The organism is Paraburkholderia sp. BGA-UO-ETr-F21 (genome assembly GCF_059567925.1).
In genome coordinates, this window is the sequence record NZ_JCAQOY010000040.1 from 816941 (window position 1) to 840260 (window position 23320).

Annotated in this window: 20 protein-coding genes and 1 tRNA gene; 7 read left to right on the top strand and 14 right to left on the bottom strand. The window is 65.6% G+C overall.

Annotated elements, in window-relative coordinates; translation table 11 throughout:
* Positions 1 to 86: 86 nt before the first annotated feature.
* From pheT to AC57B1_RS36150, 4 genes are all read left to right on the top strand, one after another.
* Entirely contained in the window at positions 87 to 2522 is a 2436-nt protein-coding gene (pheT, locus tag AC57B1_RS36135; protein ID WP_496420079.1) for a phenylalanine--tRNA ligase subunit beta, read from the top strand.
* A 69-nt stretch (positions 2523 to 2591) separates the two neighbouring features.
* Entirely contained in the window at positions 2592 to 3002 is a 411-nt protein-coding gene (locus tag AC57B1_RS36140) for an integration host factor subunit alpha (RefSeq protein ID WP_091792687.1), read from the top strand.
* A 46-nt stretch (positions 3003 to 3048) separates the two neighbouring features.
* Complete coding sequence (locus AC57B1_RS36145; protein ID WP_496420080.1) at positions 3049 to 3468, top strand: MerR family transcriptional regulator; 420 nt, start codon at positions 3049 to 3051, stop codon at positions 3466 to 3468.
* A gap of 63 nt (positions 3469 to 3531) precedes the next feature.
* Positions 3532 to 3608: transfer RNA gene (locus AC57B1_RS36150), tRNA-Pro, on the top strand.
* 141 nt (positions 3609 to 3749) lie between these two features.
* Here AC57B1_RS36150 and AC57B1_RS36155 read toward each other — a convergent pair.
* The 3 genes from AC57B1_RS36155 to AC57B1_RS36165 all read right to left on the bottom strand — a co-directional run bounded on the left by AC57B1_RS36155 (position 3750) and on the right by AC57B1_RS36165 (position 11058).
* Positions 3750 to 7034 (bottom strand): autotransporter, encoded by a 3285-nt coding sequence (locus AC57B1_RS36155; RefSeq protein ID WP_496420081.1) that lies wholly within the window; start codon positions 7032 to 7034, stop codon positions 3750 to 3752.
* Between the two features lie 81 nt (positions 7035 to 7115).
* On the bottom strand, positions 7116 to 10397 hold the full coding sequence (locus AC57B1_RS36160) for an ATP-binding protein (RefSeq protein WP_496420082.1): 3282 nt from the start codon (positions 10395 to 10397) through the stop codon (positions 7116 to 7118).
* A gap of 37 nt (positions 10398 to 10434) precedes the next feature.
* On the bottom strand, positions 10435 to 11058 hold the full coding sequence (locus tag AC57B1_RS36165) for a GNAT family N-acetyltransferase (protein WP_496420083.1): 624 nt from the start codon (positions 11056 to 11058) through the stop codon (positions 10435 to 10437).
* A gap of 244 nt (positions 11059 to 11302) precedes the next feature.
* On the opposite strand from AC57B1_RS36165, the gene AC57B1_RS36170 reads away from it, so the two are divergent.
* The gene (locus AC57B1_RS36170; RefSeq protein ID WP_496420084.1) at positions 11303 to 11785 is read left to right on the top strand and encodes a hypothetical protein; all 483 of its coding nucleotides are present in this window, start codon (positions 11303 to 11305) and stop codon (positions 11783 to 11785) included.
* A 7-nt stretch (positions 11786 to 11792) separates the two neighbouring features.
* On the opposite strand, the gene AC57B1_RS36175 is transcribed toward AC57B1_RS36170, so the two are convergent.
* From AC57B1_RS36175 to sctU, 11 genes are all read right to left on the bottom strand, one after another.
* Complete coding sequence (locus AC57B1_RS36175) at positions 11793 to 12248, bottom strand: CesT family type III secretion system chaperone (protein ID WP_091792693.1); 456 nt, start codon at positions 12246 to 12248, stop codon at positions 11793 to 11795.
* A 174-nt stretch (positions 12249 to 12422) separates the two neighbouring features.
* The gene (locus AC57B1_RS36180; RefSeq protein ID WP_177204927.1) at positions 12423 to 12590 is read right to left on the bottom strand and encodes a hypothetical protein; all 168 of its coding nucleotides are present in this window, start codon (positions 12588 to 12590) and stop codon (positions 12423 to 12425) included.
* A gap of 160 nt (positions 12591 to 12750) precedes the next feature.
* Positions 12751 to 12999 carry a type III secretion protein gene (locus tag AC57B1_RS36185; protein ID WP_408347277.1) on the bottom strand — a complete coding sequence of 83 codons (249 nt, stop codon included), beginning with the start codon at positions 12997 to 12999 and terminating at the stop codon, positions 12751 to 12753.
* Between the two features lie 41 nt (positions 13000 to 13040).
* Positions 13041 to 14309 (bottom strand): type III secretion protein, encoded by a 1269-nt coding sequence (locus AC57B1_RS36190; RefSeq protein WP_408347280.1) that lies wholly within the window; start codon positions 14307 to 14309, stop codon positions 13041 to 13043.
* A gap of 153 nt (positions 14310 to 14462) precedes the next feature.
* Entirely contained in the window at positions 14463 to 15494 is a 1032-nt protein-coding gene (locus AC57B1_RS36195) for a hypothetical protein (protein WP_496420085.1), read from the bottom strand.
* 38 nt (positions 15495 to 15532) lie between these two features.
* Positions 15533 to 15796 carry a type III secretion system export apparatus subunit SctS gene (gene sctS, locus AC57B1_RS36200; protein WP_091792697.1) on the bottom strand — a complete coding sequence of 88 codons (264 nt, stop codon included), beginning with the start codon at positions 15794 to 15796 and terminating at the stop codon, positions 15533 to 15535.
* Positions 15797 to 15855: 59 nt separating this feature from the next.
* Complete coding sequence (gene sctR, locus AC57B1_RS36205; RefSeq protein WP_091792698.1) at positions 15856 to 16506, bottom strand: type III secretion system export apparatus subunit SctR; 651 nt, start codon at positions 16504 to 16506, stop codon at positions 15856 to 15858.
* Positions 16490 to 17977, bottom strand: a complete 1488-nt coding sequence (sctQ, locus tag AC57B1_RS36210) for a type III secretion system cytoplasmic ring protein SctQ (protein WP_496420086.1) — start codon at positions 17975 to 17977, stop codon at positions 16490 to 16492. Before sctQ ends, sctR begins: the two co-directional genes overlap by 17 nt.
* Positions 17974 to 18702: a type III secretion system protein SctP gene (gene sctP, locus AC57B1_RS36215; RefSeq protein ID WP_496420087.1), complete on the bottom strand. Its 729-nt coding sequence runs from the start codon at positions 18700 to 18702 to the stop codon at positions 17974 to 17976. The genes sctQ and sctP overlap by 4 nt, the downstream gene beginning before the upstream one ends.
* Before the next feature lie 10 nt (positions 18703 to 18712).
* Positions 18713 to 20818: a type III secretion system export apparatus subunit SctV gene (sctV, locus tag AC57B1_RS36220; protein WP_408300467.1), complete on the bottom strand. Its 2106-nt coding sequence runs from the start codon at positions 20816 to 20818 to the stop codon at positions 18713 to 18715.
* An 11-nt stretch (positions 20819 to 20829) separates the two neighbouring features.
* On the bottom strand, positions 20830 to 21960 hold the full coding sequence (gene sctU, locus AC57B1_RS36225; RefSeq protein WP_496420088.1) for a type III secretion system export apparatus subunit SctU: 1131 nt from the start codon (positions 21958 to 21960) through the stop codon (positions 20830 to 20832).
* A 303-nt stretch (positions 21961 to 22263) separates the two neighbouring features.
* On the opposite strand from sctU, the gene AC57B1_RS36230 reads away from it, so the two are divergent.
* Positions 22264 to 22866, top strand: a complete 603-nt coding sequence (locus AC57B1_RS36230; RefSeq protein ID WP_496420089.1) for an HrpB1 family type III secretion system apparatus protein — start codon at positions 22264 to 22266, stop codon at positions 22864 to 22866.
* A 51-nt stretch (positions 22867 to 22917) separates the two neighbouring features.
* Positions 22918 to 23316, top strand: coding sequence for a type III secretion protein HrpB2 (locus AC57B1_RS36235; protein WP_115778165.1), 399 nt, complete (start codon positions 22918 to 22920; stop codon positions 23314 to 23316).
* The last annotated feature ends 4 nt before the right edge of the window (positions 23317 to 23320 follow it).

A 23320-nucleotide genomic window follows, 5' to 3' on the forward strand; every position in this document is an offset into this window, starting at 1 on the left:
GGCAGGGCCCGATGAATCTCAGAACACCGAGTCACGCCAGCTGCTGCCGGATGTGGACCTAACCTGATTAGAACGTACACAGAACCATGCAATTCCCGGAATCCTGGCTGAGAACCTTTGTCGATCCGCAACTGACGACCGACGAACTGTCGCACGCGTTGACGATGGCGGGTCTCGAAGTCGAAGACCTGCGGCCGGCAGCGCCGCCGACCTCGAAGATCGTCGTCGGCCGGGTGCTGGAAGTGGTCAAACACCCTGACGCGGACAAGCTCAACGTGTGTCAGGTCGACGCCGGCACGGGCGCGACGCTGAACATCGTGTGCGGTGCGCCGAATGTGGCGCCGGGCATCAAGGTGCCGGTCGCGCTGGTCGGCGCGCAACTGCCGCCCGCTGAAGAGGGCGGCGCGCCGTTCGCGATCAAGCTCTCGAAGCTGCGCGGCGTGGAAAGCCAGGGCATGCTGTGCTCGGCACGCGAACTCAAGCTCTCGGAAGATCATAGCGGCCTGATGATCCTGCCGGAAGATACGCCGATCGGCCAGGACATCCGTGAAACCCTCAATCTCGACGACACCGTTTTTGAGATCAAGCTGACACCGAACAAGGCGGATTGCCTCTCGGTATTCGGCGTGGCGCGCGAGACCTCGGCGATTACCGGCGCGCCGCTGCGCCCGCTCGACATCAAGCCGGTTGAAGTGAAACTCAACGAGACGCTGCCCGTCAAAATCTCGGCGCCCGATCTGTGCGGCCGTTTCTCGGGGCGAGTCATTCGCGGCGTGAATGCCCGTGAAAAGTCGCCGCAATGGATGGTGGAGCGACTCGAGCGTTCGGGTCAGCGCAGCATTTCCGCACTCGTGGATATCTCGAACTACGTGATGCTCGAGTTGGGCCGTCCGTCGCATGTGTTCGACCTCGACAAGATCCACGGCGGCATGGATGTACGTTGGGGCCGCAAGGGCGAAACGCTCAAGCTGCTGAACGGCAACACGGTGGAGCTCGATGAAACCGTCGGCGTGATCGCGGACGAGCAGCACATCGAAAGTCTCGCGGGCATCATGGGCGGCGACAGCACCGCCGTCACGCTCGACACCACCAATATCTATCTCGAAGCCGCGTTCTGGTGGCCCGACAGCATTCGCGGGCGCTCGCGCAAATACAATTTCTCGACCGACGCCGGCCATCGCTTCGAGCGCGGCGTGGACTACGCGACTACCGTCGATCATATCGAACGCATCACGCAACTGATTCTCGACATCTGCGGCGGCGAAGCCGGCCCGGTCGACGATCAGATCGTCAACGTGCCGAAGCGCGAGCCCGTCACAATGCGCGTCTCGCGCGCGAACCGCATCATCGGCATCAAAATCGGCGCGGACGAAATCGCGCAGATTTTCACGCGTCTCGGCCTGTCGTTCGAGCAAGGTGACGATACATTCTCGGTGATGCCGCCGTCGTACCGTTTCGATATCGAGATCGAAGAAGACCTGATCGAAGAAGTCGCGCGTATTTACGGCTTCGAGAAAATTCCGGCGCGTCCGCCGGTCGCGACTAGCGAAATGCGCGCGACCAACGAAACGCAGCGGTCGATCCACGTAATCCGTCACGCGCTCGCCGCCCGCGATTACGCGGAGACGGTGAACTTCAGTTTCGTCGACGCCGAGTGGGAGCAGGACTTCGCCGGCAATGACAAGCCGGTACGTCTGCTGAATCCGATTGCAAGCCAGTTGTCGGTGATGCGCACTACGCTCTTCGGCAGCTTGATCCACGTGCTGCGCACGAACCTGAACCGTCGCGCAGCGGATCGCGTCCGCGTGTTCGAAGCCGGCCGCGTGTTCCTGCATGATCCGTCGATCAAGGCCGGTGAGTTGACGGTTGAAGGCTTTGCGCAGCCCAAGATGATCGGCGGCCTCGCGTACGGTCCTGCGCTCGACGAGCAATGGGGCGCGCCGACGCGCACGGTCGATTACTTCGACGTGAAGGGCGATCTGGAAGCCGTGCTGGCGCCGGCGGTCGCGCGTTTCGTCAAAGCGGAACATCCGGCATTGCATCCGGGACGCAGCGCGCGAATTGAATTGAATGGCCGCGCAGTCGGCTGGATTGGCGAATTGCATCCGCGCTGGATGCAGAAATATGATTTGCCGCATGCGCCGATTCTGTTTGAAATCGAAGCAGAGGCGTTAATGCAGCGCGTATTGCCCACTCCGTCGGAAGTGTCTAAATTCCCGCCGGTGCGTCGTGATATTGCCGTGGTTGTCGATCAGAAAATCGAGGTTCAGGCACTGCTGGACGAGCTTCAGAATGCTCAGTCCGAGCCCGCCTGCAAGACGGTTCAGAAGGTTGCGCTTTTCGACGAATTCCGTCCAAAATCAAACACTTCCGGTGGCTTGGCTGCTCACGAGAAAAGCCTTGCGTTCCGTGTGACCTTGCAAGATACTGGCGGAACCCTTCAGGATGAAACGGTCGATCTGGCTATTCAAACTCTGGTGGAACGTCTTGCTCGAGTATATGGCGCACGGTTGCGCGGATAACCCGCATTTAACAATTGCACGGCTGTTTCCGCATCCATTGTTTTCTGCTTGGCGCGCCATTTGATAGATATGAATGAAATGAACTCGAGTGATTTCGAAGCCCTTCTTACGGCGCAACGCAGCGCCATGATTCGCGATATTCCGACATCACCCGCCGTCGCTTCTGCTGAAACGCCGACACTCACCAAGGCGGAACTCGCGGAGTTGCTGTTCGACAATGTCGGGCTCAACAAGCGGGAAGCGAAAGACATGGTCGAAGCGTTTTTCGAGGTGATCCGTGATGCGTTGGAGAGCGGCGACAGCGTAAAGCTGTCGGGGTTCGGCAACTTTCAGTTGCGTGACAAACCTCAGCGTCCCGGCAGAAACCCGAAGACCGGCGAGGCGATTCCGATCGCTGCGCGCCGCGTTGTGACGTTCCACGCAAGTCAAAAGCTGAAAGCGCTGGTCGAGAACGGCGCTGAAGCGAGCTTCACGCGCTGATCGATTAGCGCGTTCCCGCGCAACCCACCACGACGGCTAACTGACGATGACAGCGACGATCGAAAAAGTCGTCTTGCCTCCGATTCCGGCGAAGCGCTACTTCACGATTGGTGAGGTCAGCGAACTATGCGGTGTGAAACCGCATGTGTTGCGCTACTGGGAACAGGAGTTCACGCAGTTGAGGCCGGTCAAGCGGCGGGGCAATCGCCGGTACTATCAGCATCATGAGGTGCTGTTGATCCGGCGGATTCGTGAGTTGTTGTACGAGCAGGGCTTTACGATCAACGGGGCGCGCAACCGGCTCGAGTCACATGGCGGTGGCGCGCACGCTGCGCCGGCCAGTGTATTCGAGCAAGGCGAGGGCGCAACGTTGCCCGCGGCAACCACGGGTGCTGCCACGGCCTCGGTGGATGTCGAGCAGTTGCGTAAAGAATTGCTGCACGTGATCGATTTGCTGAGCCACTAATCGCCTTTGTTAGCAGAAGGCGGTTCTAATCGAATGAAGTGTCTGTTATAATTTCTTGCTGTTCGGGGCGTAGCGCAGCCTGGTAGCGTACCTGCATGGGGTGCAGGTGGTCGGAGGTTCAAATCCTCTCGCCCCGACCAAAGATCAAAGCCGCAGTGCCGTAAGGCACTGCGGCTTTTTCATTGGCCGCCGCCTAAAAAAAGTCAAACGTCCAGTCAAACGATCCCCAGGCGGCTCCGCGCCGCATGAGCTCGCGCAACGTGAAGCAAGCCATCGGCACCTCAACTATCCAGTCGATCCACCAGCGCAAACGGAATACTCTCAGCAAACAACTCACGGTCTCCCGTCGCGCTCGTTTGCGTATTCAACTGCAGCGCGAAATTCAAACCGGGACTCCGCGTGCTGGTGGTGCGCTCCTTGACCTTAAGCTCAATGGGCATCCACGAAGCTGGCTCGTTCAGAATGCCGTTCACCTTTTCATCGATCTCCGCACGTCCTGCAACCGCCTCGCCCGGCGGTAATTGCTTCGACATCGCCGCCAGCATGTCGAGTTGTTTCGCCGCGCTACGCCGCAATCGGTAGCGGTGAAAGTAAGTCTGGTTTGGTCGCCGGTTCGCCTTCACATCGCCAAGATGCCGGTCGAGCCGTTGTTCCGCCAGCGTGCGCGCCGGCGGTTGCTGCGGCTCGGGTCTGCCATTCAATCGCGCCTCCTGTCGTTCGCCTTCCTGTTCGGCGTCCACCTGCTCGGTGAACAGATCGACCCACTGGTCACGGCTCGCATCGAGCGCACGCGTGTAGGTTTCGGCGCTCGAGTATTCGGTGTCCAGTAAGCACGCGCGATGCATCAGCGAACCGTCTTCGCGAACCAGTTGCACTTTGGCGAGCCGGCTGTCGTCGTTGAACGTCATGGTCGCGGACGGCGCGTCGAGCGAGACGATGCCGACGCCCACGCTCGACTCTTTCGTACCGACGGGCTGCGTCGCGCTGACGGTCCCGCTCAGCCGTCCGATCAGACGCGAGCCGGCGCCGACGCGATGTTGCTCGACCTGCACGCGCCCGCTTCGCTCGTTCGAATCGAGCGTCTGTCGTGCGGTTTTCTCGTAACCGATACCGACGTTGGCGCCGGCGCGAAACGGCGAACCGGTCTTCGGCACGCTGACGGAGAGGCCAAGATCGGCGGACGCGCCACGTTTGACGGTGCGCGCCACCGTGTCGGTCCAACTGATCGACACATCGGGATCATCGAAATAGCGTTCGGCGAGCCGGGCCCAGGTGCCGCGCGAGCCACCCGAGTTGGCGCCGTGCGCCTGGATCGCTTCGTCGAAGACATGATCGATGATGCCTTCGAGTTTTTCGCGCATTGCATTGTCATCGTAGCCGGTGCCGTTCGGATTGACGCGACGTGCGACACGCAGCGACACGCCGCTCGGCTCAGACAATTCCTGCGAGTGCAGCACGGCCTGGGTGGTCAGTCCGGCGCGCAACTGGGTCAAGCCGACGTCCATGTCGTAGCCCACCAGCACGCCGACCCCGGCATGCCGCAGCTGCGTTTTCGCGGTGCCGACGAACATTTCGACGCCGTGCGTGCCACGGCTCAACTCGACCACCGCTTCACGGCTCTTCGACGCGCGCAGATCGACACGTGGTGCGATCGGCACGCCGCCGGTGTGCAGCACCTTGCTGAGATTCGCCGACAACCCGCGCGTGCTCACACCGATACGGCGGCCGTCGGTAAGACGCAGACGCGAGCTCGATTGCAGATCGTGCGCCACGTCCTTCAGCGTTTGCCGGACCGCGGCGACGCTGTCCGCATCGGCGGCCGGCGCAGGCGGCCGCGCCTGGTCCTTCAGCTTCGATACGTGGGCCCAGAACGGCGAATCGGCAGGTACCTTCGCGACCTTGCCCCACGCGGCGAGCCGCTCCAGAGTGAACGGTTGTTTCGCGATCGACCGGAACGGCTTGCTGCGCGCCAGCGTATGCGGATCTGCGTTGGCCCAGCGCGTCGTCTCGCTTTGCAGGCGCGCGAGCGTGGCGGGCGAGGCGACGTCGCGCGCTTGCAATTCGGCGCACAGCTGTTGCGCGCGTTCGGTGACCTCGTGCAACTGATCGGCGTCGAGCTTCCCATTCGGAAAGCCGCCCGCTTCGAGCCAGACATGCAGCGCCGCGAGTTCGGCAATCGACTGTTCCGGGCGCGCGTGCGAAAGCGCGGCCGCGGCGCGCATCTCGGGCCGCTCGCACAGCGGCGGCAACGACTCACGCAAGGCCTCTTCGAACTTGCCCTGCTCGGTGCCGATGGTCTTGCGCGGCACGCCTTGCGTGCCGAAGCGCAGTGCCGACAATGGCGAGCTGCGTTTGCCGGCGAGCCGCGGCAAGAACGTCTTCCAACGGTTGTCGCCGACGCGCTCGATCGTCTTCGCTGAGAATTTGTTCAGACGTTCGCGCGCCTGTGACAGCTCGCTGCCGCGTCCGTCTTCCCGAAAATTCTGACGCCATGCGAAGAACGCGCCTTTCTGGTCCGCGCTCAGCGCGCCGCGGCCGTGCGTGGCCAGTGTGGACGCTGCGTCGTAAGCCTGCCACGCGAGCGGGGTGTCATGCGTCAGCGTGCCGGCCACGGGCGCCGCGCGCGCGGCGACCGCGGCGGGTGCGGGGTCCTGCGCCGGGCCTGCGCCGTATAGAGGTGGATCGAGCGCGTCGGCGGCTTGCAGCATCATCCGCTGGGCGAGTTGTGTCGATCCATCGCCGGGCTGCGCCTGTCCGTGATGGCGCAACTGGTTCAGCGCGTCGAAACCGGCGTCGGTGCGCGCCAGCGTGCGCGCGACTCGCCATGCGCCGGCTTCGGCCGGCGTGGTCGAGCGGGCCGTGTGCATCTGCGCGAAGTCGAGCTGTTCGAGTGCATCGAGCACCGCGGTGGCGCTGTGCGCATCGCCGATCTGCGCGCCGTGTAACGCTTGCGCGAGCAATGCGCCGCGTTGCGTCTGTGTGGCGGCATGGGGGCCGCTCAACGCGGCCAGCCGATGCGCAAGCTCGCCCTGCGCGAGCAGGTCGTGGTCAGGGCCCGGCAATTGACGGCGCACGTAGTCGCTCAGCGCGGCCGCGCCGCCCATCGCGTCGAGCGGGATCGTGGCTGCGGCGTTTGCGTTGGCATGCTCCGCAGCGAGGCTCGCCGCCGGGGATGACGAAGACCGCGCGGTCTTGCCAAGCGCCTGGCGCATTTCCCGTTCGCTCCTGGCCAGCGGAGTCCCGGCCGCGTTCGACGCCACCACCGGTTTGGCCGAATAGCGCGCGCCATTCGCGGTGAAATCGGCCGGCGCAAATGGCTTGCCGTGCTGGCTCGATTGCGAGAGCGCCGTGCTGATATCGAACTTGCTCGCGCGCAGCCGCGCGCCGGCACGCGAGAGCTTGTTGCTGAACCTGCCCAGCAGCGTTTCGTCGACTAGTGGCCGCCCCTGAGGCGCACCCATGTCTGGCAAGGCGGATGCGCCGCCATGCTGATGAACGGGCGCTTCATTCGCTTCGGCATCGGGCGAGGGGATCGTGTGCGGCGGTACTGCGTGGATGTCGGACATGGCGCGTGAGGTTCAACGAGCGGCAGTTGAACTCACGGTACGAAGCGCATGTGACACCCCCAGGCAGGGAGCGAAGCGAAGTCATCTTGCGCGAAGCAGCCCCTCGGGCGCGGATGCATCGAGCGCTTCGAGATCGACGGTGATGCGCAGTTCGAGCCGTCGTGCGCCGTGGTGCCGGGCGCGCCGCAGCGCGTCTTCGAGCAGCGGCCTGACCACCCGTGGATTTTCGCCGCCGCGCAGACGCACCATCGCAATCAGACGCAGCAGTTCCGGCACGTACCAGAGCTCGCCGGTGCGCTCGCTGCGGCTGACCGCTTCACCGAGCGTCGCGCCGAGGGATGCCGCCAATTCAGGTTCGTCTTGCAGCGCGATGCGCGGCAGCAGTGTGGCGATAAAGGCGATGTCGGGCACATAGATGCGTTCGCGCGCAATCCGCTTCATCGCGCCGGTAATCAGCCGCCGCGAGGCGTCCTGATCGCCGCGCCGGGCGTCGAGCCAAAGTTGAAAGTCGAGGCCGAGACGCAGCCAGCGTTTGACGCCGGCTGCTCGCGCTCGCGTCACCAGCGCCGCCGCGCAGGACTCGGTGAGCGCAATGTCGTCGTCGAGTGCGGCAAGCGCGCAGGCGAGCGCGAGCGCGATGCAGCCCGCGAGCGGTTCGCTCTCGTCGGCGGGATCGCGGATCGTGACGCGCAGGGGCGCTGCCATATGCGGTTGACCGACCAGCCACAGCGCGACGGCGTGAATCGCCCGCGCCACGAGATGCAGCGACAGCCCATAACTGGTGGCCACCGCATTGGCCTCGCGGCTGACGTCTTCGTCGATCTCGGCGGCGGCTTCGTCGTTGAGCCCGACAACCGGCGCGAGCAGGCGGATCGCGGTATCGAACTCACCCGCATATGCCTTGACGATGCCTTCGATGCGCTGCGCGTTGATGCTCACCGCCTGGCTGTGTGTCACCGGCGCAATTTCGCTGAATTCGCCGGAGAGGCGCCGGCAATGTTCGACTTCGCCGGCGTCGAGCGCGCACATCACGAGGCAGAACAGCGCACGCAGGCGGTACGGCGTGTCGGCGCAGATATTGGCGAGCTCGTAGGTGCGCTGCCAACTCTCGACGATCTCGTTCGACGCGCTGCGCTTGAGCATCAGCGCGCGCGCGAGCACGGCGCGCAGGCGCATCTCGTCGCGGATACGGCGCATCGACACACTGTCCACGCGCGCCAGCACCGCGCGCACCCAGCCGATATATTCGTCGACGAGCGCGAGCGCGCCCCACATCGGCGCCGTGTTGTCGAGCAACTCGATGCACAGTTCCACCTTGTCGACCGAGACGGCCCATTCGAGCGCCGCGCGCAGCGCGTCGATATCGTGGCGGCTATGCGCGCTGGCCATCGCGACACCCGCGCCGAAGCGGCGCGCCATGTCACGGGCGACGAACTGCGCGTGGTGCAGATCGGCCTCGGCGCTTTCGCGGTTCCGCTCGAGAGCGTCGAGCGCAAAGCGGCGCACGGCGGGCGGCAGGCGCAGCCGCAAGGCACCGTCGCAGTCGACCGTATTCACGAGACCCGCATCCATCAGTGTGTGAAGCTGACGTTCCAGCAGGCGCGGCTCGGGAGGCCCGAAGCCGTAGTCGCTGCCGAACGCGCCGAGCATTTCGCAGGCGGCGTCGTGCGAGAACGCGGTGGCGAAAATACCGAGCCGGCGCAGCATGGTGCGGGTCGGGGCGTCGAGCGCGGCATACGACAGGTCGAGCATGACGTGAACGATCGCTGCGCGCGGCAGCACGATGCGGCGGCCGCCGCTGCGATGCGTCATCACCGTATCGAGTTCGCGCGCGAACGCCATGATCGCGTCTTCCGGCGGCACGCCTGCGCGCACCTGTCCGGCGATCGTCGCCGCAGCGAGTTCGAGCGCGAACGGCACGCCATCGACCCGCCGGCAAATCAGCGCGGCCGCCGCCAAGGTGGCCGGCGCGATGCTGTCCGCTTCGGGCAGCGGTGCGTGCAAAGCGGCCGGCTTCAGACAGTGCGCGAGCCGCGTGAAGAGCAAACGCAGCGCGTCGTAGTCGAGCGTGGCGGGCGTGCCGTCGATCTGCTCGGGCGGCGCGCGCAACGCGGCCACCGGCACGGCCGTTTCCCCGCCGATGAAAAGCGGCGACTCGCAGGTGGCGATCACATGCAAGCCGCCTGTGTTTGCCACCAGAGTATCGATGAGCTCGGCCGCCGCTTCGCTCAGATGGTCGCAGTGATCGACGATCAGGAGCATGCGGCGTTCACCGATCTGTGCGGCCAGGTTGGCCGGCATCGACAACTCGCTATCCGGCTCCAGGCCGACGGCCGCACCGATCGCGTTCGCAATGCGGTCGGGCTGTGCGAGCGAGGCAAGCGCCGCACAAAAATCACCGTCCGGAAAATGTGGCGCGAGGCGGCTCGCCGCTTCGATCGCGAGGCGCGTTTTGCCGACACCAGACGCCCCGGTCAGGGTGACGATGCGGCGCGTGGGCACCAGTGCGAGCAATTCGGACAACTCGGCATGACGGCCGATAAACGGCGACGGGTCGATGATCTGCGAGCGCAGCGACGTGACGGCGCTGGTCGGCAGCAACGCCGGAAATGCGGAAGCAGTTGGTGCGGCTGCGGCGGCCAGGCTCGATGCGGCGGTGACCGGCGTGAGCCGCGCGGAGGTAGCGGCTTTGGCATAGCCGGGACGCGCGGAGGCAGAACTGGCGCCACGCCACGTCGCGCTATAGGGCGCCACGTGCGGCGAACCGAACGTGAGTTCCGCCGAGATCGGCGGGCTGGCCGCGGCGGTCGCCGCGAACGCGGTGGCGAGCGACGCGGCAATGCTGCCAGCATTCGCCACCGGAAGATCGAGTCCGGCGTCGGGCGTTTCGAGTACGCGGATTTCACCCGCAAAGCGGTAACCGCGGCCGGCCACGGTCACGATCAGATCGCGGTCGTCGTCGAGCGCGCGGCGGATCGCGGAGATTTGCGCCTGCACCGTGTTCGCGTCGACATTGCTGCCCGGCCAGACGATTTCGCGCAACTCGGCGGTCGACACCACGCGGCCGCGCGCCTCGAGCAGGGCAGCGAGCATCGCGAACGGGCGCGCGCCGAGTTCGATGAGGGCGCCGTCCGAAATCAGCAGGCCCACTTCTCGCGCGAGCCAGAATCGCGAAAAGGCGATCACCTGACCGGTGAGTCGCGGTAGCGACATGATGGGTCTCCGGCGTAGTTGTGTTTCGGTCCACCGGCGAGGGGTACTCGCGAGGCACGCATAACGAAAGACCGCGGTGCGGTATTCGTCAGACCTTTGTATTATCGCTCGGGAAGTGAACAATAGCTTGTGTAGCGGACACTTCTTCATTCCGGTTCGGGCTGCACGCCGGCGCGGATCGACTCCGTCAGGCGTCCACGAGATCCCACTGCATCGTGTTGCGCAGCCACGCGACGCCTTCGCTGGGTGGCTCCGGCGGCACCGCTGCGGGGCGCGTCAAGGCGTAAAGATAGCTATGAGCGGCGGCGAGGCCGCGGTTCGGCCGCGGCTCGTGATTGGTCAATATCGCTTCCTGAACGAAACCGAGGCGCTCCATCGAGCTATGCGCGGCGCCATCCACGGCGCAGCACGCGAAGACGCGGTACACGCCGGGTTGTTCGATCAGCCAGTCGATCAGTTCCTGCAACGCGAGTATGCCTGCCCGGCGGCGTCGGGCGCCGCCATGCCGGCTGATGATCACACCGATTTCCACGCGCGGCAGCGTCGGCTTCAATTCGATCAGCGCGGTCAGCCGACCGGTTTCCTTGCATTCGAGCGCGTAGCGGATCAGGCTGCCGTCCTCCCAGCCGCGTAGCGCCTCGTCGACGAATTCGACGGTCTGCGCCACGCCGGTATGGCGCAGCACCGGCAGGTCGCGCATCGTGCCGGTGTCGCCGAGCATCTGGTCGAACAGGGCGGGGGCATCGGCGAGGGTGAGCGGGCGTAGCCGCAGATAAGGCGTTTCCATGCTGTCGAGCGGGATGAAGCGCATGAGTCGGACTCCGAATGAGCGACGAACCCGCGCAGTGTGCGACCAGCGTGTGACTTGCGCACGACGGGCCGCGAACCGGCGTAAGGGGGGGCGAAGCTGTCTCCGGCTTCGCTTCGGTGCACACCGGTTCGCACCGTGGCCGCGAGTGTCGTACGCCGGCTGTAAGGTCGAACAGAATGCCTGTTCGACGTCCCGTCCCGCGCTTCGTCACCGCAGCGCGCATTGCTATCAGGAGCCTCGCACCATGCCGGATTCCCCGTCGATTTCACGCTCGAGCAGCACGCTGCCGCTCTCCAATGTCGGCACCCAGTCGTCGCCTGACAGCGGCGGCCGCCCACCTGTGGATGGGCAGGCGCATGCCAGTCAGCAGGCGGATGCGAGTCTCAGCCAGCTGGCCGCGAACGGCAGCGGCGCGGCAAGCGGCAAGCGCAAGGGCGCTTCTTTCGCGGCGAACAGCTCTTCAGCGGCGGCCCGGCCTGCGGTGCCTCAGCAAGGTGTCGGCGCGATGCCGGGCGTCGGGCCGGGCAGCCCCGGCCGCTTTGGCGCGTTGGCGCAGGGCGGGCTGGCGCAGGGCGCGGCGAATGTGGCGACCAACACCACCGGTCTGGCCTCGGCAGGGTTGAACGTGCTGGGCGGCGTGATGCAACTGGAGCAGGCGGCGGTCAACCAGATCGCGGAGCTGTTGAAGCAGGGCGCGCGCAATATCGAACAAGCGTCGAAGGGCTAAAGCGGGCTTAGGCCCGCAGCCAGAAAAACTCCCCGGAAGCGATGCCTTCAAACATCTCGTCGCTCGATTCGACGATGTTCTGCCGCCAGTAGCGGCCATGCTCCGCGTAGTGGGCGAGCAGATCGGCGAGCCCTTCGCCGTTCAGACCGTCGGCGAACGGCAGGCGCAGGACCAGCACCACGCCGCCCGTGTCCGTATCCAGCCCCAATTGCGCCTGGTCCTGCGCATAGATCAGCAGGTTGGCTTCGAGCATGAGCCGGAAGATGACGAGCGTGCGCCCGGCCGTCACCGTGCCGAAATGAAAATTCGCATACATCGCGTCGAGGTCGCGCTCGAAATAGTCGAGCCGCACGTCGAAGCCTTCGACCTCGATCGACCGTGTGCGCAGCACATGCTCCGCGTCGCCGAGACCGACGGTCGCGCACAGGTCCATGATCAGACTGGTGTATCGCTCGCTGCTCATCCTCGTACCTTGACTGGGCGATGCGCGCGGGGTTCGGCGCGCCGCGGACGCGAGCCGCGTGCCGCCTGCGGCGAATGCCGGGGACGTTGCAAATAGGACGGCCGTACCCCGCGCGAAGCGGGACCGGCCGTGTGCGGACCGCCGCCAACGGCGAGCGGCCCGTAGCTGTGACGCCTAGCTGCCGCGCGAAGCATCCTTGACGTTGTTTGCGCCGCTCTTTGCGACGTTCGCCACCGATGCATACATGCTTTGCTCGACTTGCATCTGGGCGGACATCATCGTCATCTGGTCCATTTCCTGCGTGAGACCAGCCATCATTCCGCCTGCGCTTCCTACTGACATAAAAACCTCCAGTGACTATGGGTAGAGAGTGAGTGGCCTATATCGAGACCTGCCGCCGCGCCGGTTGCTCGTGAGAGCAGGCCGCCGCGGCAAGCGCGTTGCCCGCGGAGCCCGGTGCGTGATGAGCACGAGATTCGCGGTGAGCGGTCGCGTCGCCTGATCAGGCGTGCGCGCCGGCCTGTTTTTCCTGCAGCCGCGCGATCACCCGCGACGCAGCGAGAAAGCCGCGGTAGAGCTTCGCCAGATTGTTGCGATCGAGGTCGGTTGCGCCCTGGGTTTCGCTGATGCGCTGCGCGGTTGCGTCGAGCGCCTGACGGATCGCTTCCACCTTCGGCGCGCCGTCCGGATCGCCGAGCGTCTTCTGCAAGTCGTTGAATTCGCTGGCGTGGGCTTCGAGTTGCTCGTACATGTCGATCTCCAGATTGAACGGGGCGGTGTGCGGATGTTGAGTCAGCTGGACGGACCGCGCGGCTGCGCAGGTGGCAGCGTGGCGGGGTCGGGTAGCGGCACGACGCCGGCCGCGCTGCGGGTGACGGTGTCGTTGTCGACGACCGAGGGGTTGGCCGGGCTGATTCGATGCGATGGGGTCGCCGCGGCCGCCGCATGCGCGGCTTGCGGGTTGCCGTTCGCGTCTGTATTGCCGTTGCCATTGCCATTGCCATTGGCAAGCGCCGCGCCGCTTGCGCCCCCCGTAGCCGAAGCCGCGTTCGCCGCATCGCTTTCCGATGCCGGCGGATCGACCGCGTAGATATGCTTGACGCCGTCCGGCGTCTGCGCGTACCGGACGTCGTCGGAGGAAATCATTTCGGAGTACGACGCTGGGGTCGTATTGCCCGCGGCGACGTTAGCGTTCTCGGCGGCCTCGACCACCACGTTCTTCACGTTTGCGTCGAGATCCGCGCGCACGCGCGCCAGCGCGGCGTCGAGATCGGCGCGGCTGCTGACGGCGCCGGTCACCGCGAAGTTGCCGTCGCCGAGATAGCGAACGTGAGCGCCGGCAACGCCGAGCGAATCCTCGATGCTGCGCGCGTCGTTCTGCGCGACGTCGTAATTGCGCGAGATGCCCGTCGTCGAAATGCGCGCGAGCAGGTTGCGTACGGCGTCGTCGTCCGCGGGGCTCGTGACCATGCCGGTCACCACCACGGTGCTGCCGACGGCGTGCGCCTGCAAACCGCTCACATGGGCCGCGGCCAATGCCTCGCTGACGCGCTGCGCGCGGTCGTCGGCATTGCGCGGCAGGGCGGCGCGGCTCATCTGCGTGGTGGTCAGCAGCGAACCGGCGATGATCACGATGCCGAGCACGAAGCACGCCACCACGGCGCCCACATAACGGCGGCGTTTTTTGCGCTCGGCCGCGAAGCGCGCTTCGGCTGGGCGGGTCAGCAGCATCGACAGCAGATCGAGATCGGACGGCCACACGGCATCGTCCGCCCCGACGCACAGGATCATGTCGTCGAATTGCATCGGCACGAAGTCCACCAGCAGCACCACTTCTTCGGCGCCGGCCGGCTGCGCGTCCGCCGTGCCCGGCGCCTGCGCCAAGGCCACGCGCTGCGCGCTGACCACGCCGCTCGCGTCGACGTGCAGCAGCGCATCCGCGCCCCGCCAGTCGGTGAGGCGGATGTCGGCGTCGTCGTCGGCGCCGACACGGTGCGTGCCCGGCGTGAGCTGCAAATGCGCTCCCGCGTGAACGCCCGTCAGTATCCGCAGCAGTTTCATCGTGCTCGCACAAGGTGGGTGGGTGGACCGCCGGGTCGCGCGCGGCGCACGGCGCAAGCGGCCCGATCGACCTTAATGTAGCTGCCCGTCATGGCATGTCCCGCAGCGGATGCGAAGGCGCCGCATGGGATGCGAAGCCGCACCGCAAAACGCCTAGCGGCTGCCGCCGGGAAAGGCGCGGCGCGCGGCTGGTGGTGACGATGGCGAGGTCGAGGTCGAATACGGCTGTGCCGTGCCGGAATCGAGCGCACCCGGGGAGGTTCCAGGCGTCTGCGCCGTGCCTGGCCCCGCCGACCGACCGAGCGCGCCACCCCGCAGCGCGCATAACGTGTCGATCGAGCGGGCGAGTTGCGGCGCATTGGACGGTTTGTCGGCATGCAGCCATAACAACGGAAACAGCAGGTTGAAACGCTGCACCCGTTCCGGCGCCGGCAGTCGGGTAACACTCTGGCGAGCACCCTCGGATACCGGGCCGCCGGCGCGCTCACGCAACGCGGCCACACCGCACCCGGCCCCCGGCGGTGACGCCGCAATGCTGCCGATTCTCTGCTGCACGCCAAGCAGGTCGATCGCCTGTTCCAGCACGCGCGCGTCTAGCGGTATCTGTGGATTGCCGGCCAACTGCTCGCGCAGGTTCAACATATCGGTGCGCCATGCGTCGCGCACCGCCGCGGCGCGCGCGATTTCCTGGCCCGGCTGCGCGTACTGCGCAGCGATCGCGTCGAGGCGGCCGGGCGGCGGAGGCGGCACTGCGCCGCGATCGCCGCGCGCCTTGATCGCCGGCGCCGCGCCGACATCATGCTCGTCGCCGTGATCGCCTTGTGAGTGATTTCCGCCGCCGCCACGTCCGCCGCCGTCGCGGTTGACCTTCTGGCCCTCGGCATGATGCGCTTCGGCGTCGTCCGGGCCGTCGTCGTCGAGCGCGGCGCTGTTGCCGCGCTGCTTCTTCGCGGCGCGCCGCTTGCGCGCCAGCTGATCCGCCATTCTCTTTGCGCGGACCGAGCTCACCGACGGACCACGCTGGGCGTCGCTGCCATAAGTGAAATTGGTGGTGCCGCGATACAGCGCCGCGAACTGCGCACCGTTGCGCGCACCTTGCGTGTTGGCGGCTTTCTGCTGCGCCTGGGCGACGTGCTGCGCCTGGGCCGCGGCCGTCTCGCTGCCTTGATGAGAGATGCGGCTCATGTCGATCGCCTCGCGGGTGGGTCAGGCAGTGCGCCGCTTTACAGCGGCACGGCCGCCTGCATCATTTCGTTGGCGAAATGCAGAATCGCCGCGCACGACAGCGGTGCGGCGACCACGATCGCCACCGTCACCGCGATCAGCTTGACCGCGTGCGACAGCGTCTGGTCCTGCATCGACGTGATCGCCTGCAGGAACGACACGCCTAGCCCGACCACCGCCGCGACGATCACCGCCGGCAGCGAAACGGTCAGGCACAGCAGCATGCCCTCGGTGGTGAAGCGGATCAGCGAATCGATTTCCATGTGAGTTTTCCTGCGGGTTTTCCGGCTGATTGACCTGATGCGTGACTTCGGAAACTGCGCTACCTGTAGGACATCACGAGACCGTGGATCAACGTCGACCAGCCGTCCATCACGACGAACAGCAGCAGCTTGAATGGAATCGCGACGTTGGTTGGCGTGACCTGATTGAGGCCCATCGCGAGCAGCACGTTGGCAATGATCAGATCGATGACGATAAACGCGATGTACAACAGAAAGCCGATCTTGAACGCGTCGGTCATTTCCGTCAGCGTGAAGGCGGGCGCGAGCACGATCAGATCGTCTTCCTTGATCTGCGCGGCTTCGTCCTTCGGCCACACTACGGAAGCGGAGCGCAGGAAGAAGCGTTTTTCGCGCTCGTTCGTGTGCTTGACGAGGAACGCGCGGAACGGCTCGCGTGCCGCGCCGAACGCCTGGATCAGCGCTTGCGAAGGTTGCGCCGCGAGCTGCTGGCCTTCGAGCGATTTTTCGGCGAGCATGCCGATCGGTGCCATCACGTAGATGGAGACCAGGATCGCAATGCCGTTGAGCACCATGTTCGGCGGCACTTGCTGCACGCCGAGCGCATTGCGCAACAGCCCCAGCACCACGACGATCTTCGCGTAAGACGTGACGACCATGGCAACGAAGGGCAGCAGGCTGATCGCGACGACGACCAGCAGCAGCCCGGTGATATCACTGAATTGGACCATGCCTGTGCGCCATGCGAATGATGCGGATACCGAGATGCTCGCCGACCGTCACCAGCTCGCCATAGCCGATGGTCTGTCCGTGCGCGACGAGCCGCAACTGGGCGTCCGCCACGGGCACGGGCAGCTCGAGCACATAGCCGGGGCCGAGCGTCGACAATTGGGCGAGCGGTAGCGCCACCGTGTCGATCTCGAACTGCACCGGCAGCTCGAGTTCGCCGATCCGGATGGGATCGGCGGGGTCGTCGATGGCGAGCCCGGCGTCGGCGCTCGCCGGGTCCAGCTCTTCTGACATGTTCGGCTCCTTGACGATGACGAGCGACGGCCCGTCGATTTCCACAGCGGCACACAAACGGGTGAGCCCAGGGGTTCCCCACGCGGCGACGGCACGCGGCCGCGCACGGGAAGCAGATAAGTCGTTCGAGGCATCGAGCAGCGTTGCATCGAGCGAAGGGAAGGTGGCGCGCAGCAGCACGTCGCCCGGTTCCAGCGCGTTCAGCGTGTCGACGGGCAAGCGCTTGAGCCCGAGAATCAGGCAGCCGGGGACGGCGAGGTCGAAGGCGGTTCGGGTTGCCTGAGCGAAGGATGCGGAGGTTTCGACCGATGTGCATGACGCGCCCGAAACATCCGCGGCGGGCACCACGGCGGATGGCGCCAAAGCAGTGGGTTCGGCACGCAATAGCCGGTCGAGCAGGTCGTAGCACGCGGGATCGGCGCTGAGCGCGATCCGATGGCGGCGTTCATCGAGTGCGAATGAAAGCGCCACGACAGGCGAAACGTCCGAAGCCTCGCCCGTTGGCCTGCGCGTCGAAATCGCGTCGCTCAGGCGGCCACGGCGAACCGCTATGACGCGTGGATCCTTGAAGCCCACGCGGATCAATCGCTCGAACAGCGGTTCCAGCACGACGCCGGCGACCGCGTGGCGCAACGCGACGTCGGTGGGCGGCTTCTCTGCATGTGCGTCGCTGTCCGGCCACGCGGCGATGGCGAGCGCCGGATAGGCGTGCAGGTCGAGGGCCACGCGCACGGCGACGGCGGATATGGCGTTCTGAGGCGCGAACGTCAGTTCGATGACGCCGGGGTCCGCATAAGCCGCATCGACGCTGTGTGTATCGACCAAGGCCGCTTGCCATTCGGTGACGCCGAGCGCCGCATGCAGATATCCTGTGACGCGCGCATCGCAGAGCGTGCGTGTCACGCGAGCGGCGGCGGGCGTGACCGCAGGCAAACGCAGCGGCGCGATTGGCGCGACTGGCGCGACAGATGCGATGGGTGCGACCGAAGCGACCGGCGCCACAAAAGCGACCGATGCAACCGATGCAACCGATGCAACCGGCGCTCCGGCAACCCCCACGTCGCCCGCAATACGTGCCATGTCCGCTCGCCGCGCACGCGCGGCATGCGGATCGGTCGCGGTTTCGTCTTCGGTTGTCGGCTCGTCGAGCGGATAGGCCATGCGTAGGGAATCTGTCACCAGACCGTGAGTTCGATTTCGCGGGCTTCACCCCACGCGCGCAGCAACGTGTCGAGTTCTCGTTCGAGCAGTGCGCTGTGTTCCAAGAGTAGTTGCCTCGTCGCCGTATCCGGCGTGTCGAACCGAAGCTGCAGACTGAAACGCGAAAGCGTCAGATACAGCGTGGTCTGCGGCAGCAGTGTCTGATCGAGCGGCAACTGCACTTCCCAGTTGCCGGCTTCGGCAATCGAAGGATCGCCGCAGAACGCGCCGATCTCCCGCGCAAGCGAGCCGAGCAGATGCACGAAGCGCTGCTGCTGCCGGTAGACGGCGGTCACGACCGGCGCCGCGGCATCGGTGACGCGCGCGCCGATCGCCAGACGCTCGGGCGAGGGCATGCCAGCCGCGCCTGAAGAATCCGCGTGAGCGCCGCAGGCGACGTTCGCGGAAGCGTCCGCGCCCGCAGCGCCGCCGCTGTGCGCGAACGGGCGCGGTGCGGGCGGAGCAGTCGCCTGCGCGACGACTTCCAGGGCATCGTCGTCACCGCCTTGCGAGCCGGCATGCGCATCGGTATTCGCATTGCCGGTGAGCCGCTGCAATGCACGCCGCCGTCCGAGCAGCGACGCATAGTCGAAACCCCGTCCACCCAGCCGACGCGATCCCATGGATGCGTCGGTTTCATCGGGTGTCTCACTGTCCGCCTCGCCGGGAATCACGCGCACGTGGCGCGAAACGATATGCGTCATTGCGACGGCCTCAGATCGACACGCGGCCGAGCGGCCGTAATTCGACGTGCTCGCCGAGTTCCTGATACGAATACACCGCGAGCCAGCCGAGCCGCGCCTCGATCATGCGCCGCACGTAACGGCGGATATCCATCGACGTCACCAGCGCCACCCCTTCGCGCGGCGCGGCGCCGACGAAGGACTGGATCTTGTCGATCAGCAAGGTGGCTTCGTCGGGCGGCAAGGCGAGGAAATTGCCGGTCGGCGTCTGCTTGATCGACTGACGGATATGCTGCTCCACCGGCATGTCGAACAGCACCGCCGACAAGGTTCGCGCGCCGCTCGCGGCACGATGCGCGAGAAAGCGCGAGAGATCGCCGCGCACGTATTCTGTGAGCATCAGCATGTCCTTCTCTTTCGGTCCCCACGCGATCAGACTTTCCATGATCGTGCGGACATTGCGGATCGAGATCTGCTCTTCGAGCAGGCGGCGCAGCACGTCGGCGATCCGTTGCGGCGGCAGTACCTTCTGCACTTCGGCAACGAGGCCCGGATAGTCGCCCGCCAGCTGATCGAGAATCCACTGCACTTCCTGAATGCCGAGAAAGAGCGGCGCGTGGCGCCGCATCAGTGCCACCGACGCATGCGCGAGGGCCTGTTCCGCGCGCCATACCGGTGTTTTGGGCGGCACCGCGCGCTCTTCGAGCCAGCGCGTCGGCGTGCCGCTCGTGTCGAGCGGCGGTCCCGGTTCGCTTTGAGCGATGAGCGCGTCCATGGCCCGGCTTTCTTCGCTCGTGAGCGTGACGGGTGCGGCCGAATGCGCGAGCAGGCTGGCTTCGGGCAACATCACTTTGCCGGCGGGGAGTTCGAGCGTGAGTTGCGGCACATCGTGCACGAGGATCTGGCAGGTGGAGGGCGGCAGCGCGGCATAGGTCCACATGGTGATGCCTGGAAACGGCAGGCCGAGTTCTTCCTGCAAGCGCGCGCGTTCGGTTTCGAACGACTTGTCGAGTGCCGGCATGGTCAGCCGGGCGACCAGGTCCGGCGCGATGCGAACGCCGAGCGGGCAGGTGAACTGCGGTGCGCGCGCGAGAATCGCGGGCACGTCGATCTTCGAACCCGAGCGTTGCATGGCGTGCAGCGATTCGCGTTCGTGGTTCTGCTGCTGCGGCTTCTTTGCGTTCAGGCGCCATGCGGTGAAGGCGAGTGTGCCGGCGAGCAGCAGGAAGAGCGCGGCGGGAAAGCCGGGCACCGCGGCAAAGCCCAGCAGCAGTACGGCGGCGAAATACAGCGCGCGTGAACTGGAACCGAGCTGGCGGCCGATCTCGTCGCCGAGCGAACCGGGCTTGAGCTGCCGTTCATCCGCGACGCGCGTGATCATCACGCCGGCCGCCACCGACAACAACAGTGACGGAATCTGCGACACCATCGCGTCGCCGACCGAGAGAATCGAAAAGCGATTCGCCGCTTCGCCCGCGCTCATGTTGTGATAGGCCACACCTACCGCGATCCCCGCGACGATATTGATCATCGTGATGATCAATCCGGCGATCGCATCGCCTTTGACGAACTTCATCGCCCCGTCCATGCCGCCGTGCAACTGGCTTTCGACGGCGAGCGTCGCGCGTTTGCGGCGCGCTTCTTCCGCGGTCAGCAGATTGGCGCGCAGGTCGGCGTCGATACTCATCTGCTTGCCCGGCAGCGCGTCGAGCGTGAAGCGCGCGCCGACTTCGGCGACCCGCTCCGAACCCTTCGCGATCACGATGAACTGCACGGTGGTGATGATGACGAATACCACCAGCCCGACCACCAGATTGCCGCCCACCACCAGTTCGCCGAAGCTCTCGATGATATGGCCGGCCTCCGCATGCAACAAAATCGACTTGGTCGACGCGATGTTCAGCGACAGCCGGTACAGCGTGGTGAACAGCAGCAGCGAAGGAAATGCCGAGAGCGACACCACGTCCGGCACATACATGGTCACCATCAGCAAGGTCACGCTGATCGTGATGTTCACGCCGAGCAGAATGTCGATCAGCGTCGGCGGCAGGGGCAGGATCATCAGCGAAATGATCGCGACGATCAGCGCCACGATGCCGATTTCACCGCCGGCAGGAAGTTTCAGCGTCTTCAGCATGGTGGGTCTCGTCAGTGGAGGGCGGGCGGCGGACCGGGCAGGTGCGTGGGGGAGGGATCGGCAGGCGCTGCGGCGTCAACGGCCGGCTCGCCCGACGCGCGGCGCGCGCCGATCGCATCGACCCAGCGCAGAATCGCCGCGACCGTCTCGAACAATTCCTCGGGAATCGGCTGATCGACGCCGACCTTGTAGAGCGCCCGCGCAACAGGCGGATTGCCGATGATCGGCACGCCCGCGTCGCGAGCCGCACGGCGCAACTCGGCGGCGTGCTCGTCCATGCCTTTGGCGATCACGCGCGGCAGCGGATGTTCGTCGGGCGCGTAGCGCACGGCCACCGAATAGTGAGTGGGATTGACCACCATCATGTTGGCCATGCCGACTTTCGATTGCGGCGGCGCATTCAGCATTTCGCGCGCGAGGCGCCGCCGTTCGCCCTTGATGCGCGGATCGCCTTCCTGGTTCTTGTGCTCGCGTTTGACCTCGTCTTTCGACATCTTCATCTTCTTGAGGAACATGAAGCTTTGCAGCTTGACGTCGGCGGCGCCGACCAGCACGAATACGGCCGCGGCAACCATGAAGAGCTTGATCAGCAGGTCCCAGAACATGCGCGCGAGTTCCGGCAGGGGTTGATACAGCGAGCCGACGATCAGTGGAAAAAGCCACTTGATGGTTTGCCACATCACGCAGAACACGATCACCGCCTTGACGATCATCTTCGCGCACTCGATCAGCGTGCGAACCGAGAAAATCCGCTTGAGGCCCGCCATCGGGCTGACGGCCTTCGGATCGGGCGTGATCGGTTTGGTGGCGATCTGCATGCCGACCTGGCCGATCGAATCGGCGATCGCGGCGAGCGCCGCAATGCAGATGCACGGCACGATCGCCGACAGCGCGAGGCCGCCGATCCTGTAGAACTGCGTCTGCAGATTGGTCAGAGAATGATCGCCGTTCACGAAGCCCGTGGCGATCAGCACCGCTTCGCGCATCGCATCGCTGAAGTGGCTCGCGCCGGCCATCAGCAACAACACGACCGCCGACATCGAGATCGAATCGGTCAAGTCGCTGCTGCGGGACACCTGACCGTCCTTACGCGCGTCCCGCAGCTTTTTCTGGGTTGGCTCTTCGGTCTTTTCGTCGCTCATGTCGGCTCGGGCGCAATGGGAGGAAGGGCGTGGGCGGGCGGGGCAGGCGGCGGGTTCACGCATCGAGCGCGAGGCAGGCGCCGCTTATTCCGCCTGACGATAGCGCCCGCTGTCTTCGCGCGAGCCCGTCGAAGCGAAGCGGGCGCGCGCATTACGAAGCGGGCGTCCGGCTTCGCATCGCATGCGCTCACTTCGCATCCAGCGGCTTGCCGCCGCGTGCCGGTTGCTATGTTTGCGTCATCCCTTCCGACCGGCTGCGAACGGCCCGGTCGACCTCAACGCTTCTGTCAGGAGCCCCTCGCCATGACCGTCAGCACGCCGGAATATCTGAACTGCAGCCCCGATGTCGTCGGCGGCCTGATCGAAACCGTGTCGACCGCGTTGCTCAGCAATTTCCCGAAGGTGTCGGCCGACCCGTACGACATCGAACTCGTGCTCGACGCGCTGCGTGTGCTGCGTCCGCGGGTTGCCGAGATCGACACGCTCGACGGCATTTTGCATATGGTGCGCGGCCACTGGGACGACGCTATCCACGTGCTGCGCCAGGTCGGCGAGAACGCGCCGCGCTTCGGCTACGCCAAGGCGCTGCTCGCGTTCTGTCTCTCCGCGAAGGGCGACCCCGACTGGAAGCAATGCGCGACCGAAGCCATGGAAAACAATCCGACACGCGACACGCAATCGCTGGTTCGCGCGCTCGAAGCGCGCGAAGACCTGCTTAACGCAATGAAGGTGAAGCGCGCCGGCGGCCAGTTCGTCACGCCGAAATCCGTGGAGGCGCTGGCGGAGTTCGACGCGCAAACGACCGGGCATGTCGAGTCCGAAGTCCAGCCGGGCGCTCAGTCCGCGCCGGTCTCGCCCGCGCCGGTCACTGCCGATTACGCGCACCAGTCCTTCCTGCGCGCCTGATTTTCGCCGCCAAGCCGCGACTGGTTTTTCCACCTGTTTCCGGAGCCGCACATGACTGTCAATGCCACCACGACCGCCTTGCAGGCCTCGCTCGAGCAGATGTCGCAAGGCGCGGGCGCCGCGCCGGCCGCGCAGACCACGCCCGAACTGGCCGACAAGTTCCAGTCGCTGATGCAGAAGGCGCCGATGAGCGCGCCCGCCACGCCGCAGCAGGACGGCACCGCGGTCGCCTCGAAGCTGGTGGCGTCGCAGGACGCCGAGTTGCAGCACACCGTCAACGATGCGCTGCAACTCGCCCAGCAGGCGCCGACCATGACCATGAACGAGATGAGCGCCGGCACGATCCGCATGACGCTCGAACTCGCCAGCACGCAACTCGACCTGGAAGCGAAGATGGGCGTGGTGGATTCGTCGAAGTCGGCGATCGAAACGCTGATGAAGAACCAGTAGCGCA

Bases quoted from the DNA above. Each gene is read 5' to 3' on its own strand.
- pheT (WP_496420079.1), top strand. From the start codon at position 87: ATGCAATTCCCGGAATCCTGGCTGAGAACCTTTGTCGATCCGCAACTG.
- AC57B1_RS36140 (WP_091792687.1), top strand. From the start codon at position 2,592: ATGAATGAAATGAACTCGAGTGATTTCGAAGCCCTTCTTACGGCGCAA.
- AC57B1_RS36145 (WP_496420080.1), top strand. From the start codon at position 3,049: ATGACAGCGACGATCGAAAAAGTCGTCTTGCCTCCGATTCCGGCGAAG.
- AC57B1_RS36155 (WP_496420081.1), bottom strand. From the start codon at position 7,034: ATGTCCGACATCCACGCAGTACCGCCGCACACGATCCCCTCGCCCGAT.
- AC57B1_RS36160 (WP_496420082.1), bottom strand. From the start codon at position 10,397: ATGAAGAAGTGTCCGCTACACAAGCTATTGTTCACTTCCCGAGCGATA.
- AC57B1_RS36165 (WP_496420083.1), bottom strand. From the start codon at position 11,058: ATGCGCTTCATCCCGCTCGACAGCATGGAAACGCCTTATCTGCGGCTA.
- AC57B1_RS36170 (WP_496420084.1), top strand. From the start codon at position 11,303: ATGCCGGATTCCCCGTCGATTTCACGCTCGAGCAGCACGCTGCCGCTC.
- AC57B1_RS36175 (WP_091792693.1), bottom strand. From the start codon at position 12,248: ATGAGCAGCGAGCGATACACCAGTCTGATCATGGACCTGTGCGCGACC.
- AC57B1_RS36180 (WP_177204927.1), bottom strand. From the start codon at position 12,590: ATGTCAGTAGGAAGCGCAGGCGGAATGATGGCTGGTCTCACGCAGGAA.
- AC57B1_RS36185 (WP_408347277.1), bottom strand. From the start codon at position 12,999: ATGTACGAGCAACTCGAAGCCCACGCCAGCGAATTCAACGACTTGCAG.
- AC57B1_RS36190 (WP_408347280.1), bottom strand. From the start codon at position 14,309: ATGAAACTGCTGCGGATACTGACGGGCGTTCACGCGGGAGCGCATTTG.
- AC57B1_RS36195 (WP_496420085.1), bottom strand. From the start codon at position 15,494: ATGAGCCGCATCTCTCATCAAGGCAGCGAGACGGCCGCGGCCCAGGCG.
- sctS (WP_091792697.1), bottom strand. From the start codon at position 15,796: ATGGAAATCGATTCGCTGATCCGCTTCACCACCGAGGGCATGCTGCTG.
- sctR (WP_091792698.1), bottom strand. From the start codon at position 16,506: ATGGTCCAATTCAGTGATATCACCGGGCTGCTGCTGGTCGTCGTCGCG.
- sctP (WP_496420087.1), bottom strand. From the start codon at position 18,702: ATGACGCATATCGTTTCGCGCCACGTGCGCGTGATTCCCGGCGAGGCG.
- sctV (WP_408300467.1), bottom strand. From the start codon at position 20,818: ATGCTGAAGACGCTGAAACTTCCTGCCGGCGGTGAAATCGGCATCGTG.
- sctU (WP_496420088.1), bottom strand. From the start codon at position 21,960: ATGAGCGACGAAAAGACCGAAGAGCCAACCCAGAAAAAGCTGCGGGAC.
- AC57B1_RS36230 (WP_496420089.1), top strand. From the start codon at position 22,264: ATGACCGTCAGCACGCCGGAATATCTGAACTGCAGCCCCGATGTCGTC.
- AC57B1_RS36235 (WP_115778165.1), top strand. From the start codon at position 22,918: ATGACTGTCAATGCCACCACGACCGCCTTGCAGGCCTCGCTCGAGCAG.